The following is a 15118-nucleotide window of genomic DNA, read 5'->3' on the forward strand; positions in this document are numbered from 1 at the left end:
GTGCTCATCCCAGGCACCCCGGTCCGAGCAGCTCCTTGAGGTCGGCCACCAGCGCCGAGCTCTGGGCGACTCGCAGGTTCGCGTCGAGGCGCATGGTCTTGGTGCCGCTGTTGCTGAGCAGTCGCAGATGCACCTCGGACCCGCCGGGGTGGGCGGCGAGGATCTGCTTGAAGGCGCTGACGGTCTCGCTGGTGCAGCGCGCCACCGGCAGGCTGACGGCCAACGGGGCGTCGACGCGACCGGTGTCGATGGCCGGCTGGGTGATCTCCATGGCGTGCAGGTCGAGTCCGTCGTCCTTGCTCTTGATCCGGGCCTTGACGACCACGATGGCGTCGTTGACCAGGCTGGGCGCGGCCAGCTGGTAGGCGGCCGGGAAGACCAGGATCTCGACACCACCCTCGAGGTCCTCCAGCGTGATGGACGCCCACGTGTCGCCCTTCTTGGTCATGCGACGCGAGACGCCCGTGATGAGCCCGCAGAGCTTGACGACGCCGCCGTCGCGCTCGGTGTCGGCCAGCAGGTCGCCGATCGTGCTGTCGCTGCTGGCCCGCAGGACGTGCTCGAGACCCAGCAGCGGGTGGTCGGAGACGTACAACCCCAGCATGTCCCGCTCGAGCGCCAGCAGCTGCGACTTCTCCCACTCCGGCACGTTCGGCACCGCCACCGTGACACCGGTGAAGCCGTCGTCGAGTCCGCCGAACAGCGAGTCCTGACCGATCGCCGCGCTGCGCTTGAGGTCGATGTACTGGTCGACCGCCTCCTCGGCGATGGTGGTGAGCGCGCGTCGCTTGTGGCCGAGCGAGTCGAACGCTCCGGCCTTGATCAGCGAGTCGATGACGCGCTTGTTGCACACGTGCACCGGCACCTTGTCCATGAAGTCGGTGAAGTCGGCGAAGGCACCGTGCTCCTCGCGGGCGGCGACGATGCCGGCCACCACGTTCTCGCCGACGTTGCGGATGGCGCCCATGCCGAAGCGGATGTCGGTGCCGACCGAGGCGAAGTTGGAGACCGACTCGTTGACGTCCGGCGGCAGCACCTTGATGCCCATGCGCCGGCACTCGTTGAGGTAGATGGCCGACTTGTCCTTGTCGCCACGGGTGCTGGTGAGCAGGGCGGCCATGTACTCGGCCGGGTAGTTGGCCTTGAGGTAGGCCGTCCAGTACGAGATGACGCCGTACGCCGCCGAGTGCGCCTTGTTGAACGCGTAGTCCGAGAACGGCAGCAGGATGTCCCACAGCTGGGTGATGGCCTGCTGGGAGTACCCGCGCTCGAGCATGCCGCCCTGGAAGCCCGCGTACTGCTTGTCGAGCTCGGACTTCTTCTTCTTGCCCATCGCGCGGCGCAGGTTGTCGGCCTGTCCCAGCGAGAACCCGGCGAGCACCTGGGCGATCTCCATGACCTGCTCCTGGTACACGATCAGGCCGTAGGTCTCGCCCAGCACGTCGGCGAGGGGCGCCTCGAGCTCGGGGTGGATCGGCTCGATCGGCTCGCGGCCGTTCTTGCGGCGCGCGTACTTGTTGTGCGAGTCCGCGCCCATGGGGCCCGGGCGGTACAGGGCGCCGACGGCCGAGATGTCCTCGAACTTGTCGGGCTTCATGCTGCGCAGCAGGGCGCGCATGGGACCGCCGTCGAGCTGGAAGACGCCCAGCGTGTCGCCGCGCGACAGCAGGTCGTAGGTGGCGGGATCGTCGAAGGTGAGGTCCTCGAGCACCAGGTCGACGTCGCGGTTGCGCCTGATGTTGTCGAGCGCGTCGTCGAGCACGGTGAGGTTGCGCAGGCCCAGGAAGTCCATCTTGACCAGTCCGAGTGCCTCGCACATCGGGTAGTCGAACTGGGTGATGATCGCGCCGTCCTGCTCGCGCTTCATGATGGGGACGATGTCGATCAGGGGGTCCTTGGACATGATCACGCCGGCGGCGTGCACGCCCCACTGACGGATCTGGCCCTCCAGGCCGAGCGCGGTGTCGTAGATCTTGCGGACCTCGGCGTCGGCGGCGTGCAGGTCGCGGAACTCCTTGCCGTCGCCGTACCGCTCGTTGGACTCGTCGAACAGCTGGGCCAGCGGGACGCCCTTGCCCATGACGTCCGACGGCAGCGCCTTGGTGATCTTCTCGCCCATCCCGAACGGGTAGTCGAGCACGCGGTTGGCGTCCTTGATGGCGGCCTTGGCCTTGAGCCGGCCGAACGTCGCGATCATGGCGACGCGCTCCTCGCCGTACTTGTCCGAGACGTAGCGGATCACCTCGGAGCGGCGGCGCTCGTCGAAGTCGATGTCGAAGTCGGGCATCGACGGGCGCTCGGGGTTGAGGAACCGCTCGAAGATCAGGCCGTGGGTGAGCGGGCACAGGTCGGTGATGCGCAGCGCGTAGGCGGCGATGGAGCCGGCTCCCGAGCCGCGGCCGGGGCCGACCCGGATGCCGTTGTCCTTGGACCAGTTGATGAAGTCGGCGACCACCAGGAAGTAGCCGCAGTAGCCCTTGGTCTGGACGACGTCGAGCTCCATCTCGACACGGGCCCGCACCTCGTCGGTCAGCTTCTCGCCCGGGTAGCGCGACTCGATGCCACGCCACACCTCCTTGCGGAACCAGGTGTCCTCGGTCTCGCCCTCGGGGATGTCGGCGCGCGCCATGTAGCCACCGTTGGACTCGGTGAACTCCATGTCGCAGCGCTCGGCGATGAGCAGGGTGTTGTCGCAGGCCTCCTTGAGCCCGTGGGTGTCCTCCCACAGCCCGCGCATCTCCGCGGCCGACTTGATGTAGTAGCCACCGCCGTCGAACTTGAGGCGCTTCGGATCGGCCAGGGTCTTGCCCGACGCCACGCAGATCAGCGCGTCCTGGGCGGCGGCGTCCTCGGGCGCGGTGTAGTGCGAGTCGTTGGTGGCAACAGGCGGGATGCCGAGCTCACGGCCGAGGCGGAGCAGGTCGTCGCGCACCGAGTTCTCGATGGCGATGTCGTGGTCCATCAGCTCGAGGAAGAAGTTCTCCTTGCCGAAGATGTCCTGCAGCTCACCGGCCGCCCGGCGGGCCTCGTCGTACTGGCGCAGGCGCAGGCGGGTCTGGATCTCGCCGGACATGCAGCCGGTGGTGGCGATGATGCCCTCGGAGTACCGCTCGAGCAGCTCGCGGTCGGCTCGCGGCTTGTAGTAGTAGCCCTCGAGGCTGGACATCGACGACAGCCGGAACAGGTTGTGCATGCCGGTCGTGGACTGCGCCAGCATGGTCATGTGGGTGTAGGCGCCGCCGCCCGCGACGTCGTTGCCGCCCTCGTCCTCCGAGCTGCCCTTGCCCCAGCGCACCCGCTTGCGGTCCGAGCGGTGGGTGCCCGGGGTGATGTAGGCCTCCATGCCGATGATCGGCTTGACCCCGTGCGCCTTGGCCTTGCTCCAGAAGTCGTACGCCCCGTGCACGTTGCCGTGGTCGGTCATCGCGATGGCGGGCATCTCGAGGGACGCCGTGCGCTCGAACAGGCCGTCCAGCAGCGAGGCGCCGTCGAGCATCGAGTACTCGGTGTGCACGTGCAGGTGCACGAAGGACGAGTCACTCGCCATTGCTGTGAAGGCCTCCTGCAGAAGGGACGGGAGCGGGGAAGACGTTCAGCCTACGTCAGTCGCGCAGTGCCCGGCGCAGGCACGCCGGGCACCACGACGACACCTAGCGCGTGCTCGCCCGGGCGTACTGGCGGATGGCCAGCGGGGCGAAGATCGCGACGATGACGACCGTGCAGATCAGGGTGTAGATCACCGGGTGCTGCAGGGACCACGGACCGTCGACGACCGGTTCGGCGTTGCCGAACAGCTCGCGGCAGGCCTGCGTCAGCGTGGAGACCGGGTTCCACTCCACGACCTGCTTCAGGCCCGACGGGAACGACGACGTCGGCACGAACGCGTTGGACACGAACGTCAGCGGCATGATCACGATGAACGACGCGTTGTTGATCACGTCGACGCTCGGCACCAGCAGCCCGACCCACCCCATGATCCAGCTGATCGCGTAGGCGAACAGCAGCAGCAGGATGAAGGCCATGGCGGCGTCGAAGAAGCCCTCGCGGATGCGCCAGCCGACCACCAGGCCGGTCAGCGCCATGATGATCAGCGACATCAGGTTGTAGATGATGTCCGACGTGGTGCGCCCGACGAGCACCGCCGAGCTGGACATCGGCAGCGAACGGAACCGGTCGATGATGCCCTTCTGCATGTCCTCGGCCAGACCCGCGCCGGTGAAGGTGGCGCCGAAGACCACCGTCTGGGCGAAGATGCCGGGCACCAGGAACTCGCGGTAGTTGACGCCGTCGGGCACGTTGATGGCGCCGCCGAACACGAACGCGAACAGCAGCACGAACATGATGGGCGAGATCAGGACGAACACCATGATCTCGGGGACCCGGACGATCTTGATGACGTTGCGCTTGGCGACGACCCAACCGTCGCTGGCGGTCTTGGCGAGCGTGGTCATGAGGTGATCTCCTCGTGGGTGGTGGTGTCGGAGTCGTCGTCGGCCGCGTGGCCGGTGAGGGTGAGGAACACGTCGTCGAGGGTGGGGCGCCGCAGGCCCGCCTCGAGGACGCCGATCCCGGCGCGATCGAGCTCGCCCAGCACCCGCACCAGCGGACCGGTGCCGCCCTCGGTGGAGGCCGAGAGGTCGCGCCGGTTGTCGCCGACGCGGACGTCGCCGCGGGCGACCCCGGCGAGGATCTGCTTGGCCTCGTCGTGGTGGTTGACGTCGCCGAGGACCAGCTCGATGCGCTCGCCGCCGGTCTGCGCCTTGAGCTCGTCGGCGGTGCCGTGGGCGATGGCCCTGCCCTGGTCGATGACGACGATGTCGTCGGCGAGCATGTCGGCCTCCTCCAGGTACTGGGTGGTGAGCAGCACCGTGGAGCCACCTGCCACCAGGTCCTTGATCACGCCCCACATCTGCTGGCGGCTGCGGACGTCCAGGCCCGTGGTGGGCTCGTCGAGGATGAGCACCGGTGGCGCCGCGACGAGCGCGCCCGCGAGGTCCAGTCGGCGACGCATGCCACCGGAGTAGGTCTTCGACGGGCGGTCGCCGGCATCGGACAGGGCGAAGCGCTCCAGCAGCTCGCGGGCCCGGGCCGAGGCCTTGGCCCGACCGAGGCCGTACAGACGGCCCACCATGTCGAGGTTCTCGTACCCCGTGAGGTGCTCGTCGACGGCGGCGTACTGCCCCGAGAGCCCGATGTTGCGGCGCACGCCGTCGGGGTCGGCCAGCACGTCGATGCCGTTGATGTGCGCCGTGCCCGCGTCGGGAGACAGCAAGGTGGCCAGGACGCGCACCGCCGTGGTCTTGCCGGCGCCGTTGGGGCCCAGCAGGCCCAGCACCTGGCCCTCGGGAACGCTGAGGTCCAGGCCCTTGAGCGCCTCGACCTCCTTGTACCGCTTGACCAGGCCTGTCGCCGTGATCATGTCCGCCATCGGATCGCCTCTCGGTGGTGTGGGTTAGCCGTCGGGCTTGATCCTGCCGAACACCACTGACAGAAATCCACTCGACCCCGAACGTGTGGCGCCGCGCGGACGCGCGGTGGTACAAATGTGACACGCAGACTCGCCCAGGGGGGTGCTCCATGCCTGTCGAGGCACAGCTCATGGTCGGTCCGATCGGACCCGACACGATCCAGATTCCCGGCGAGCCTCAGCGGCTTCGTCGCGCGGCCGACGCGCTGCGCGACCTGTGCCAGCAGCTGGACGACATCGGCAAGAAGCTGCGCCACGCCGACGCCCCCGAGGACCGGCGCGGGCGCACGGTGCGTTCCCTGTCGCGCGTCGCCGGGCGGACCGGTCAGACCCTGCAGGCCGACTCCGACACGTTGCAACAGCTGTGCGATGCCGTGCAGCACCAGGCCGACCTGCTCGCCGACGCGCACGGCCACCTCGACGAGCTGCGCTCCAGGTGGCGACAGGCCCGCGAGGACCTGCGCGAGGCGGTCCAGGGCGAGCAGAGCCGCCGTCAGGCCACCAAGGCCGAGCAGCACGACGGACACGGCGGCGGCAAGCACGGTGGGGCCGACGACGACCCCATCAACGTCGCTTCCCTCATCCACAGCATCGACGAGGACGTCGCACAGCGGCACGAGCAGGCGATCAACCGGCTGTCAGGGGTCAACTACAGCACCGGCGGTGGCGGGCAGCAGGCCCACGCCATGCTCGTCGACGGCGACCTCGATCGCGCCATGACCACCTACCGCCACCAGGTCAACCAGGTGCTCGAGGACCTCACCGAGACGATGCGCCGGGTGCACCGCGCCGACGAGCAGATGTCCGACCACCTGCACCGCAGCGACAAGGCCGTCGCCCATGCCAACGTCGCCGAGGTCGACGACACCGAGACGGAGCACGCCAACGTCATCTCCGGCCCTGAAGACATCCGATCGGTCGCGCAGGAGGTCCACCAGGCGGCGCAGTCGATCGACCAGGCTGCCGGTCAGCTGCGCGAGATCCGCCTCGGCATCCGCGAGGGCCGCATGCTGCCCGACGACCAGCGGGTGGGCAGCAGCGACGGGTTCCAGCGCTCGTGGACGCAGCACTTCGACGACCTGCGCCAGGACCTCAACCACGCCCGCAAGGCCGGCTCGGAGATCGCCGACCGGTTGCGCGAGATCGACGACAACGGTGCTCGCGACGTCCGTCGCGCCGCCCGCGGCGGTGGCGGTCACGGCGGCGGTGGCGGTCAGGACTCCTGAGGCTCAGTCCTGCCGGTAGCTGCTCAGGAAGCTGCCGAGACGCTGGATGGCCTCGGCCAGGTCGCGGGCCCACGGCAGCGTGACGATGCGCAGGTGGTCGGGATCGGGCCAGTTGAAGCCGGTGCCCTGCGTGATGAGGATCTTCTCCGACTCCAGCAGGTCGAGCGCCAGCTTCTGGTCGTCCTTGATCGGGTGCACCTCGGGGTCGAGCCGCGGGAAGGCGTACAGCGCTCCCTTGGGCTGGACGACGCTCACGCCGGGGATCTTGCGCAGCTCCCCCACCGCGGTGTCGCGCTGCTCGATCAGGCGACCGCCGGGCAGGATCAGCTCCTTGATCGACTGATACCCGCCGAGGGCGACCTGGATGGCGTTCTGCGCCGGCACGTTCGGGCACAGCCGCATCGAGCACAGCAGGGTGATGCCCTCGAGGTAGTCGCCGGCGCGTTCGAGCGGGCCGGTGACGACCAGCCAGGCGGCCCGGTACCCGCACACGCGGTACGCCTTGGACAGGCCGTTGAACGTCAGGGTCAGCACGTCCTCGGCGATGCTCGCCATGGGGATGTGCACGGCGTCGTCGTACAGGATCTTGTCGTAGATCTCGTCGGCCATGAGGATCAGGTCGTGCTTGCGGGCCAGGTCCGCGATCGCGGTCAGCGTCTCGCGCGAGTACACCGCACCCGTGGGGTTGTTGGGGTTGATGACCACGATGACCCGGGTGCGATCGGTGATCTTGGACTCCAGGTCGGCCAGGTCCGGGTTCCACTCGTTGTCCTCGTCGCACCGGTAGTGCACCGGGACGCCGCCGGCGAGGTTGGTGACGGCGGTCCACAACGGATAGTCAGGTACCGGGATGAGCACCTCGTCGCCGTTGTCGAGCAGCGCCTGCAGGGCGATCTGGATGAGCTCGGAGACACCGTTGCCGATCCAGACGTCGTCGATGTCGATGGCCGGGAAGCCGTCCTGCAGCTGGTAGTGGTGCACGACCGCGCGGCGGGCCGACTGGATGCCGCGCGAGTCCGAGTAGCCGGCGGACGCGGGCAGCCCGGCGATCATGTCCTGCAGGATCTCGGCGGGCGCGTCGAAGCCGAACGGCTGCGGGTTGCCGATGTTGAGCTTGAGGATGCGGTGGCCCTCGGCCTCCAGCTGGGCAGCTCGCGACGCGACCGGGCCACGGATGTCGTACAGCACATCCCTCAGCTTCGCGGACTGGCGCACCACAGGACTCATGGCCACAGTCTTCCACCCGTGGGCCCGCACCCCGGCGAGTGGTGCGCTTCGCCTCCCGAGTGGCGCACGGTCGCCGCAGCCGCCCTACTGGATTCGGGAACCTGCACGACCCGCGGCACGGACGAGACGCTTGGCGCTCGCCACCAGCCCGTAGCCCGCCATCGCACCCACGACGTTGAAGAACAGGTCGTTGACGTCGGCGACGTGGCCACCTCGCCACAGGTGACCGCTGACGTACTGGGTCGCCTCGATCAGCAGGCTGAACAGCGCGCCGATCGCCGTCGCCCTGCTCACCGAGGGCCTCGCGGCGCCCAGCGCCACCAGGATGCCGACCGGCAGGAAGACGATGACGTTCTCGACCGCGTCGGCGAGCTCGTAGTCCACGAACGGCCGGACGCTGAGCGACGACGACCAGGTCCGGCCGCCGCCACCGGGCATGTCCAGGTAGATCGGGAAGACCGTGTTGGCCACGACGCCGGCCCCGTAGACGCAGGCGAAGGCGACCAGCGCGACGCGCATCGGTGACAGTTCTCCGCGGCGCTTCAGCCGCCACACCACGAAGCCGAACACCACCACCGCCACGGGCACGACGATCGGCATCGCCGGCACCTCGCCGAACAGCCGCGCGGACCCGGTCAACGAGGATGCGGGTTGTCGTCGATCGTGCGGACGATCTCGAGGGCGTGCGACAGGTCGTCGGGGTACTCCGACGAGAAGGTGACCCACTCGCCCGACCGTGGGTGCGTGAATCCGAGCGCCTTGGCGTGCAGCCACTGCCGATCCAGTCCCACCCGGGCGGCCAGCGTGGGGTCGGCGCCGTACATCAGATCGCCCACGCACGGATGGTGCAGAGCGCTCATGTGCACCCGGATCTGGTGCGTGCGGCCGGTCTCCAGCTTGATCGTGAGCAGGCTGGCGAACCGGTGCGCCTCGAGGGTGTCGTAGTGGGTGATGCTCGCCCGTCCCCCGGCCTTCACGGTGAACTTGAAGTCATGCTTGGGGTGCCGGGCGATGGGCGCGTCGACGGTGCCGGTGTGCGGGTCGGGGTGGCCCTGCACCAGCGCGTGATAGGTCTTGTCGACCACCCGGTCGCGGAAGGCCTGCTTGAGCACCGTGTACGCGTGCTCGGACTTGGCCACCGCCATCAGACCGCTGGTGCCGACGTCGAGGCGGTGCACGATGCCCTGTCGCTCGGCGGCACCGGACGTGGAGATCCGCACCCCGACGCCCGACAGGTGGTCGAGCACCGTGGGGCCGTCCCAGCCGACGCTCGGATGGGCCGCGACGCCGACGGGCTTGTCCACCACGACGATGTCCTCGTCCTGGTGGACGATGCGCATGCCCTCGACCTCGTGCGCGACGACCGCTGCGACCCGCGGCGCCGGGATCGACGCCTCGAGCAGGGCGCCGGCCTCGACCCGGTCGGACTTGGCGGGCAGGGCGCCGTCGAGTCGCACGTGACCGGCAGCCACCAGCTCGCTGGCACGGGTGCGGGACAGACCGAGCAGGCGCGCCAACGCACTGTCGACGCGCTCGCCGGCGAGTCCCTCCGGCACGTGGACGACCTTGTGGTCCATCGCCGCCGCGTCGTCGGCCGGACCGGTCACTTCGGGGCCTCGCGGGTGCCGTCGATGCCGATGCCGCGGAAGGTCCGCCAGATGATCAGGATCGCCGCGATCGTGAGCGCGATGTCCGCGACGTTGCCCACGAACGGGCCGTAGTCGATGAAGTCGACGACCTCGCCGCGGAAGACACCCGGGGCGCGGAACAGTCGGTCGGACAGGTTGCCGACGGCGCCGGCGAGCAGCAGGCCCAGTCCCACGGCCCAGCCACGATCACGCAGACGCGACGCCATGCGCAGCACCACCACCGACACCGCGATCGCGATGACCGTGAGCACCACCGTGACCGACGAACCGGTACCGAGGGCGGCACCCGGGTTGCGCAGGAAGTTGAGCTGGATCAGCCCCGGGATCACCGGCACCGGGGGCTCACCCTCGAGCAGGTGCACCGCGGCGATCTTGGTCGCCTGGTCCAGCACCAGCGCCACGATGGTGACGGCCGCGAACAGACCGACGGCGCTGCGGGGGGTGGGACGTGGTTCGCCGAGCGAGCTCAGCGACGCTCCTCGCGCTGCTTGCATGTCATGCACAGTGTGGCACGCGGGAACGCCATCAGTCGCATCTTGCCGATCGGCTCACCGCAGGACTCGCACTGTCCGTAGCTGCCCGAGTCGAGTCGACCGAGGGCCTTCTCGGTCTGCAGCAGCAGCTCGCGCTGGTTCGCGGCGAGGGACAGCTCGGCGTCGCGCTCGAGGCCCTTGGAACCGACATCTGCCTGGTCGTTGCCAGCGCCGTCGACCCCGTCGCGCAGCAGATCCTGCAGGTCCTTGGCGGATGCGGTGAGCTCGGCCCGCAGGCGATCGAGGTCGCCCTCGAGCTCGGTTCGGACCGACTTCGTCTCGGCTGCGGTCCAGGGCTTCTCGTCGCCGCGCACGGCGAGCTTGGTCTTCGGCATGCGGGGAGATTAGACCCGGCGGAGGCGGAAGACAAATCAACCCGCCGCGGTTCCACGCACGAAGGGCCCGCACCGATCGGTGCGGGCCCTGCGTGGACGGGTTCAGACGCTCAGAACGAGTCCTCGTCACCGAGCAGCGAACGCAGTCGGCGGGGGCCGGAGTCTGCGGGCGTCTGCACCGGCTGCGACGAGGTGCTCTCGTTCGCGGCGAGCTGGTCGAGCTGGCTCTGGAAGTAGTTCTTGAGCCGGGCACGGTACTCGCGCTCGTAGGCACGCAGGTGCTCGACCTCGCGCTGGATCTCGTAGCGCTCGCGCTCGATCGTGGACACGGCCTGCTGACGGCGCTCGTTGGTCTCGTCGTCCAGCTTCTGCGCACGGATGCGGGCATCGGTCTCGAGCCGGTCGGCCTTGCCGCGCGCCTCGTTGGTGATGCGCTCGGCCTTGGTGCGGGCCTCGCCGACCACGCGATCGGCCTCGTCCTTGGCCGCTTCCATGAGCTGGTCGGCGTTCGTCGACGCGATCTCGAGCAGTCGGGCGGCAGCAGACGACGCGTCGCCCATGCTCGGACGCGCCGCCGGCTCTGCGGCAGCAGGAGCCTCGACCGCCGGGGCGGCCGCGGGGGCCGCCGGGGTGGCCTCCAGCACCGGCTCCGGCTCCGGCTCTGGCTCGGTCTGCGCCGGAGGCGTGGACTCGAGGGCAGGAATCAGGCCGGTGGGCTCGCCGCTGGAGACGGCAGCGACCTTGGCGCGAAGCTCTTCGTTCTCGACCGTGAGGCGCTCGAGCTCGGCCTCGACCTCGTCGAGGAACTGGTCCACCTCGCCCATGTCGTAGCCCTCACGAAGACGGACGGGGGTGAAGCGCTTGTTGCGCACGTCCTCTGGCGTCAATGGCATTAGTCACACCTCGGTGGTCGGGGCAGTCCAGAAGGACTCTTGAAGGAACACCGTACTCTGCCGGGAGTCACTTCTGCCACATCCGTCTCCGGATCAGGCGTGATCGGCCCCGGCCGTCACGCCCACCAGAACGCTCAGCGGAAGACGACGGCGATGATCTGCATCAGGATATAGAGGGAGAACAACAGCACCATCAGCGACAGGTCCAGGACGGTGCCACCGAGGCGAATCGGCGGAATGACCCCGCGGATGGCACGCAGCGGCGGATCGGTCGAGGAGTAGATGCCTTCGCACAGGACGGCCACGGCGCCGCGCGGACGCCAGCTGCGGGCCAGCATCTGCACCCAGTCGAGGACGAATCGAGCGAACAGCATCACGATGGCGATCCAGACGATCAACTGCAGGACTCCACCGATGGTCTGCACAGGTCTACCTACTAGCTCTGGTTGTAGAAACCGCCCGAAGCGAGTCGCTGCTTGTCCTCGTCGCTGACGGTGACATTGGCCGGAGAGAGCAAGAATACCTTGGCGGTCACACGGTTGATCGTGCCGTGCACGGCGAAGATCAGGCCGGCGGCGAAGTCGACCAGCCGCTTGGCGTCGTCATCGTCGATCTCCGACAGGTTCATGATGACCGGGACGCCGGAACGGAAGGCCTCGCCGACCGTGCGAGCGTCGTTGTAGGTGCGCGGTGTCACCGTCTCGATGCGCGCCAGGTCGGTGGCCGAGGGGGCAGGCGCGGCGCTCGAGCGCACCGGAGTCGAGGGTCCGCGACGCTCGCGGCGCTCGGAGCGGCGCTCCTCGATGCTGGCCACGGGAGCCGGACGCACCGGAGCCGGGCGTGCCGGCTCGGCAACCTGCGGCTCGTCCTCGAAATCCATGTCGAAGTCGTCGTAGTCGGCCTGCTCGACCAGGCCGAGGTACTCGCCGACCTTACGCATTGCGCCAGCCATGATGACTCCATCCGCGTGTGCTCAGTGTGACTGAATGACACCGCTGAGATTACCGGGTCGAGGACCGTTCTCCGAGTATCGAGCGCCCGACGCGCAGGTGTGTCGCACCAGCGGCCACCGCGTGCTCCAGGTCCGCGCTCATGCCGGCGGAGACGACGGCCGCGTCGGGGTGGGTGCTGCGGAGGCGCTCGCTGATCTGGACCAGCTGGTCGAAGCACGGCCGCGGATCCTCGCCGAGCGGCGCGACGGTCATCACGCCGTCGAGTCGCAGGTGCTCGGCAGCAGCGATGATCTCGACCAGCTCGGCCACTCCGGCTGGCGGGACGCCGGAGCGCCCGGGGTCGGTGGTGTCGAAGTCGACCTGCACGAGGCAGCCGAGCACGCGCTCCGCCGCCTCGGCGCCGCGATCGAGCGATCGAGCCAGCTTGGCACGGTCGACGCTGTGCACGAGGTCGGCGTACCGCGCCACCGCGCCGGCCTTGTTGGTCTGCAGGCCCCCGAGGAAGTGCCAGCGCGGGAGCGTCTGGGGATGTGTGGCACGCAGCTCGGCGACCTCCTCCCTCTTCAGCTGAGCCTCCGGGTGCCGGTTCTCCCCCACCTCGCGGACCCCCAGGTCCGCCAAGAGGTCGACGTCGGAGGCCGGGTAGGTCTTGGTCACGACGATGAGCGTGACGTCCTCGCGGGGTCGCCCCGCCGCCGCACACGCCTCGACGATGCGGTGCTCGGTCTCGGCCAGCCCTGCCGCGAGCTCGTCGCCTCGCGCGCTCATCGCAGGACCACGACCCCTCCGAACCGACCGGACGCGACCCCTTGGCGCCGGTAGGAGTACAGGTCCTCGTCCTCGATGGTGCAGGTGCCGGCACCGAGGTCCTCGACCACGACGTCCAGCGCCTTCAGCTGGTTCACCACGCCGGCCCCGACGTCGACCGACGCCGTGCCCCACGTGGTGGTCGCGCGCGTACCGGGCACGACGCGCTCGACGTCGTGGGCCATCTGCTCGGGCACCTCGTAGCAGCAGGCGCCGGCGCGCGGACCGATCCACGCGTGGAGCGTCGTGGCTCCGCGCTGGCGCATGGCGTCGACCGCTGCGGGCACGACACCGGCGACCAGACCCACTCGCCCGGCATGGACGGCCCCGACGACGCCGGCGTGCTCGTCGGCCAGCAGCACCGGCACGCAGTCGGCCACGCGCACCAGCAGCGGCAGCGCGGCACGGTCGGTGACCAGGGCGTCGCACACCGGCACAGTTCCCGAGCCGTCGGCTCGGATCACATCGGCGTGGACGACCTCGGCGCCGTGCACCTGCGACATCGAGTGCAGCCCCTCGACGCCCATCGCCTCCGCGAGCGCGGCGTGGTTGCGCACCACGACCTCAGCGTCGTCGCCAGCGGAACTGCCCAGGTTCAGCGAGCTGAACGGGCCCTGGCTCGAGCCGCCGAACCGGTCGGTGAAGGCGATCTCGACCCTCCCCCGGGTCTCGCGATGCCAGAACACCCGTCCAGCCTACGGGCGGTGTCGGCCGGACCGGGTCAGGACCGCCGGGTCACCGCAGAAAGTCGGGGACGTCCAGGTCGTCGTCGTACTCGACCGCCATCGGCTCCGGCGTGACGTCCGGACCCTGGGGCTTGGCCGGCGCGGGGGCCGGGGTGGGATCGGCTGCCGCCGGCCGGTCGGCCGGAGCATCGAGGATCGGATCCGGCGCGTAGCTGCCGGCCGTGGGGGTGTCACGCAGTCCCGGCGGCTCGGGGGTCGGCTTCTCGACCTCCTTGAGCAGGGCAGGCTGCGCGGAGTCGCGGGTCTTGGGCTCGCCGCCGTCGAAGCCCGCGGCGATGACCGTGACCCGCACCTCGTCGCCGAGCGCGTCGTCGATGACGGCGCCGAAGATGATATTGGCCTCGGGATGCACGGCATCGGCCACGAGTCCGGCCGCCTCGTTGATCTCGAACAGGCCGAGGTCGGACCCACCGGAGATCGACAGCAGCACACCGCGGGCACCCTCGATGGACGCCTCGAGCAGCGGGCTGGAGACAGCGCTCTCGGCGGCGACCGCCGCGCGGTGCTCGCCTCGCGCCGAGCCAATACCCATCAGGGCCGAGCCGGCGTCGGACATGACCGACTTGACGTCGGCGAAGTCGAGGTTGATCAGTCCGGGCGTGGTGATCAGGTCGGTGATGCCGGAGACGCCCTGGTGCAGCACCTGGTCGGCCTGACGGAACGAGTCGAGCAGGCTGACGTTCGGGTCGCTGATCGACAGCAGCCGGTCGTTGGGGATCACGATGAGCGTGTCGACCTCGTCGCGCAGTGCCTGGATGCCGTGGTCGGCCTGGTTGGACCGGTTGCGGCCCTCGAACTTGAACGGCCGGGTGACCACACCGATGGTCAGGGCGCCGAGCGAACGGGCGATGCGAGCCACGACGGGAGCGCCACCGGTTCCGGTGCCACCGCCCTCGCCGGCGGTGACGAAGACCATGTCGGCGCCGCGGATGGCCGCCTCGATCTCCTCGGCGTGATCCTCGGCGGCCTGCTTGCCGATCTCGGGGTTCGCGCCGGCGCCGAGCCCGCGGGTGGAGTCGCGGCCGACGTCGAGCTTGACGTCGGCGTCGCTCATCAGCAGCGCCTGGGCATCGGTGTTGATCGCGATGAACTCGACGCCCTTGAGACCCACCTCGATCATGCGGTTGACGGCGTTGACGCCGCCGCCGCCGATGCCGACGACCTTGATCACCGCCAGATAGTTCTGGACCGCCATCGTGTGTGCCTTTCGGTGCGGGTGGAGCGTGCCTGCAGGGTGTGGTGCTGGGTGTGATGCTGTCTAACCCTGAGGTAAAGGGTTATG

Annotated in this window: 14 protein-coding genes and 1 pseudogene; 1 reads left to right on the forward strand and 14 read right to left on the reverse strand. The window is 69.3% G+C overall.

What is annotated here, in order from left to right; translation table 11 throughout:
• Positions 1 to 4: 4 nt before the first annotated feature.
• The 3 genes from dnaE to AC0L5F_RS03450 all read right to left on the reverse strand — a co-directional run bounded on the left by dnaE (position 5) and on the right by AC0L5F_RS03450 (position 5419).
• Positions 5 to 3547 carry a DNA polymerase III subunit alpha gene (gene dnaE / locus AC0L5F_RS03440; RefSeq protein ID WP_473315214.1) on the reverse strand — a complete coding sequence of 1181 codons (3543 nt, stop codon included), beginning with the start codon at positions 3545 to 3547 and terminating at the stop codon, positions 5 to 7.
• Between the two features lie 103 nt (positions 3548 to 3650).
• A complete protein-coding gene (locus tag AC0L5F_RS03445) occupies positions 3651 to 4451 on the reverse strand; it encodes an ABC transporter permease (protein ID WP_473315215.1) in 801 nt (266 codons plus the stop codon).
• Positions 4448 to 5419 carry an ATP-binding cassette domain-containing protein gene (locus tag AC0L5F_RS03450; RefSeq protein ID WP_473315216.1) on the reverse strand — a complete coding sequence of 324 codons (972 nt, stop codon included), beginning with the start codon at positions 5417 to 5419 and terminating at the stop codon, positions 4448 to 4450. Before AC0L5F_RS03450 ends, AC0L5F_RS03445 begins: the two co-directional genes overlap by 4 nt.
• A gap of 158 nt (positions 5420 to 5577) precedes the next feature.
• On the opposite strand from AC0L5F_RS03450, the gene AC0L5F_RS03455 reads away from it, so the two are divergent.
• Positions 5578 to 6693 (forward strand): hypothetical protein, encoded by a 1116-nt coding sequence (locus tag AC0L5F_RS03455; RefSeq protein WP_473315217.1) that lies wholly within the window; start codon positions 5578 to 5580, stop codon positions 6691 to 6693.
• A gap of 3 nt (positions 6694 to 6696) precedes the next feature.
• Here AC0L5F_RS03455 and AC0L5F_RS03460 read toward each other — a convergent pair whose 3' ends face one another.
• The 11 genes and pseudogenes from AC0L5F_RS03460 to ftsZ form a co-directional block, all read right to left on the reverse strand.
• A complete protein-coding gene (locus tag AC0L5F_RS03460) occupies positions 6697 to 7920 on the reverse strand; it encodes a pyridoxal phosphate-dependent aminotransferase (protein WP_473315218.1) in 1224 nt (407 codons plus the stop codon).
• Between the two features lie 84 nt (positions 7921 to 8004).
• Positions 8005 to 8520 carry a VanZ family protein gene (locus AC0L5F_RS03465; protein ID WP_473315219.1) on the reverse strand — a complete coding sequence of 172 codons (516 nt, stop codon included), beginning with the start codon at positions 8518 to 8520 and terminating at the stop codon, positions 8005 to 8007.
• A 35-nt stretch (positions 8521 to 8555) separates the two neighbouring features.
• Entirely contained in the window at positions 8556 to 9497 is a 942-nt protein-coding gene (locus AC0L5F_RS03470) for an RluA family pseudouridine synthase (RefSeq protein ID WP_473316137.1), read from the reverse strand.
• A 26-nt stretch (positions 9498 to 9523) separates the two neighbouring features.
• Positions 9524 to 10063 (reverse strand): signal peptidase II, encoded by a 540-nt coding sequence (locus AC0L5F_RS03475; RefSeq protein WP_473315220.1) that lies wholly within the window; start codon positions 10061 to 10063, stop codon positions 9524 to 9526.
• Entirely contained in the window at positions 10036 to 10437 is a 402-nt protein-coding gene (locus AC0L5F_RS03480; protein ID WP_473315221.1) for a TraR/DksA family transcriptional regulator, read from the reverse strand. The genes AC0L5F_RS03475 and AC0L5F_RS03480 overlap by 28 nt, the downstream gene beginning before the upstream one ends.
• Positions 10438 to 10547: 110 nt before the next feature.
• On the reverse strand, positions 10548 to 11330 hold the full coding sequence (locus AC0L5F_RS03485; RefSeq protein ID WP_473315222.1) for a DivIVA domain-containing protein: 783 nt from the start codon (positions 11328 to 11330) through the stop codon (positions 10548 to 10550).
• Between the two features lie 134 nt (positions 11331 to 11464).
• Positions 11465 to 11755 (reverse strand): YggT family protein, encoded by a 291-nt coding sequence (locus AC0L5F_RS03490; RefSeq protein ID WP_473315224.1) that lies wholly within the window; start codon positions 11753 to 11755, stop codon positions 11465 to 11467.
• Between the two features lie 11 nt (positions 11756 to 11766).
• Positions 11767 to 12282, reverse strand: a complete 516-nt coding sequence (locus tag AC0L5F_RS03495) for a cell division protein SepF (protein WP_473315225.1) — start codon at positions 12280 to 12282, stop codon at positions 11767 to 11769.
• A 49-nt stretch (positions 12283 to 12331) separates the two neighbouring features.
• Entirely contained in the window at positions 12332 to 13051 is a 720-nt protein-coding gene (locus tag AC0L5F_RS03500; RefSeq protein WP_473315226.1) for a YggS family pyridoxal phosphate-dependent enzyme, read from the reverse strand.
• On the reverse strand, positions 13048 to 13776 hold the full coding sequence (locus AC0L5F_RS03505; RefSeq protein ID WP_473315228.1) for a purine nucleoside phosphorylase YfiH/LACC1 family protein: 729 nt from the start codon (positions 13774 to 13776) through the stop codon (positions 13048 to 13050). The genes AC0L5F_RS03500 and AC0L5F_RS03505 overlap by 4 nt, the downstream gene beginning before the upstream one ends.
• 9 nt (positions 13777 to 13785) lie before the next feature.
• Positions 13786 to 15031, reverse strand: a pseudogene (ftsZ, locus tag AC0L5F_RS03510) (cell division protein FtsZ).
• Positions 15032 to 15118 lie beyond the last annotated feature (87 nt).

The organism is Aeromicrobium sp. 10G20-16 (genome assembly GCF_055809665.1).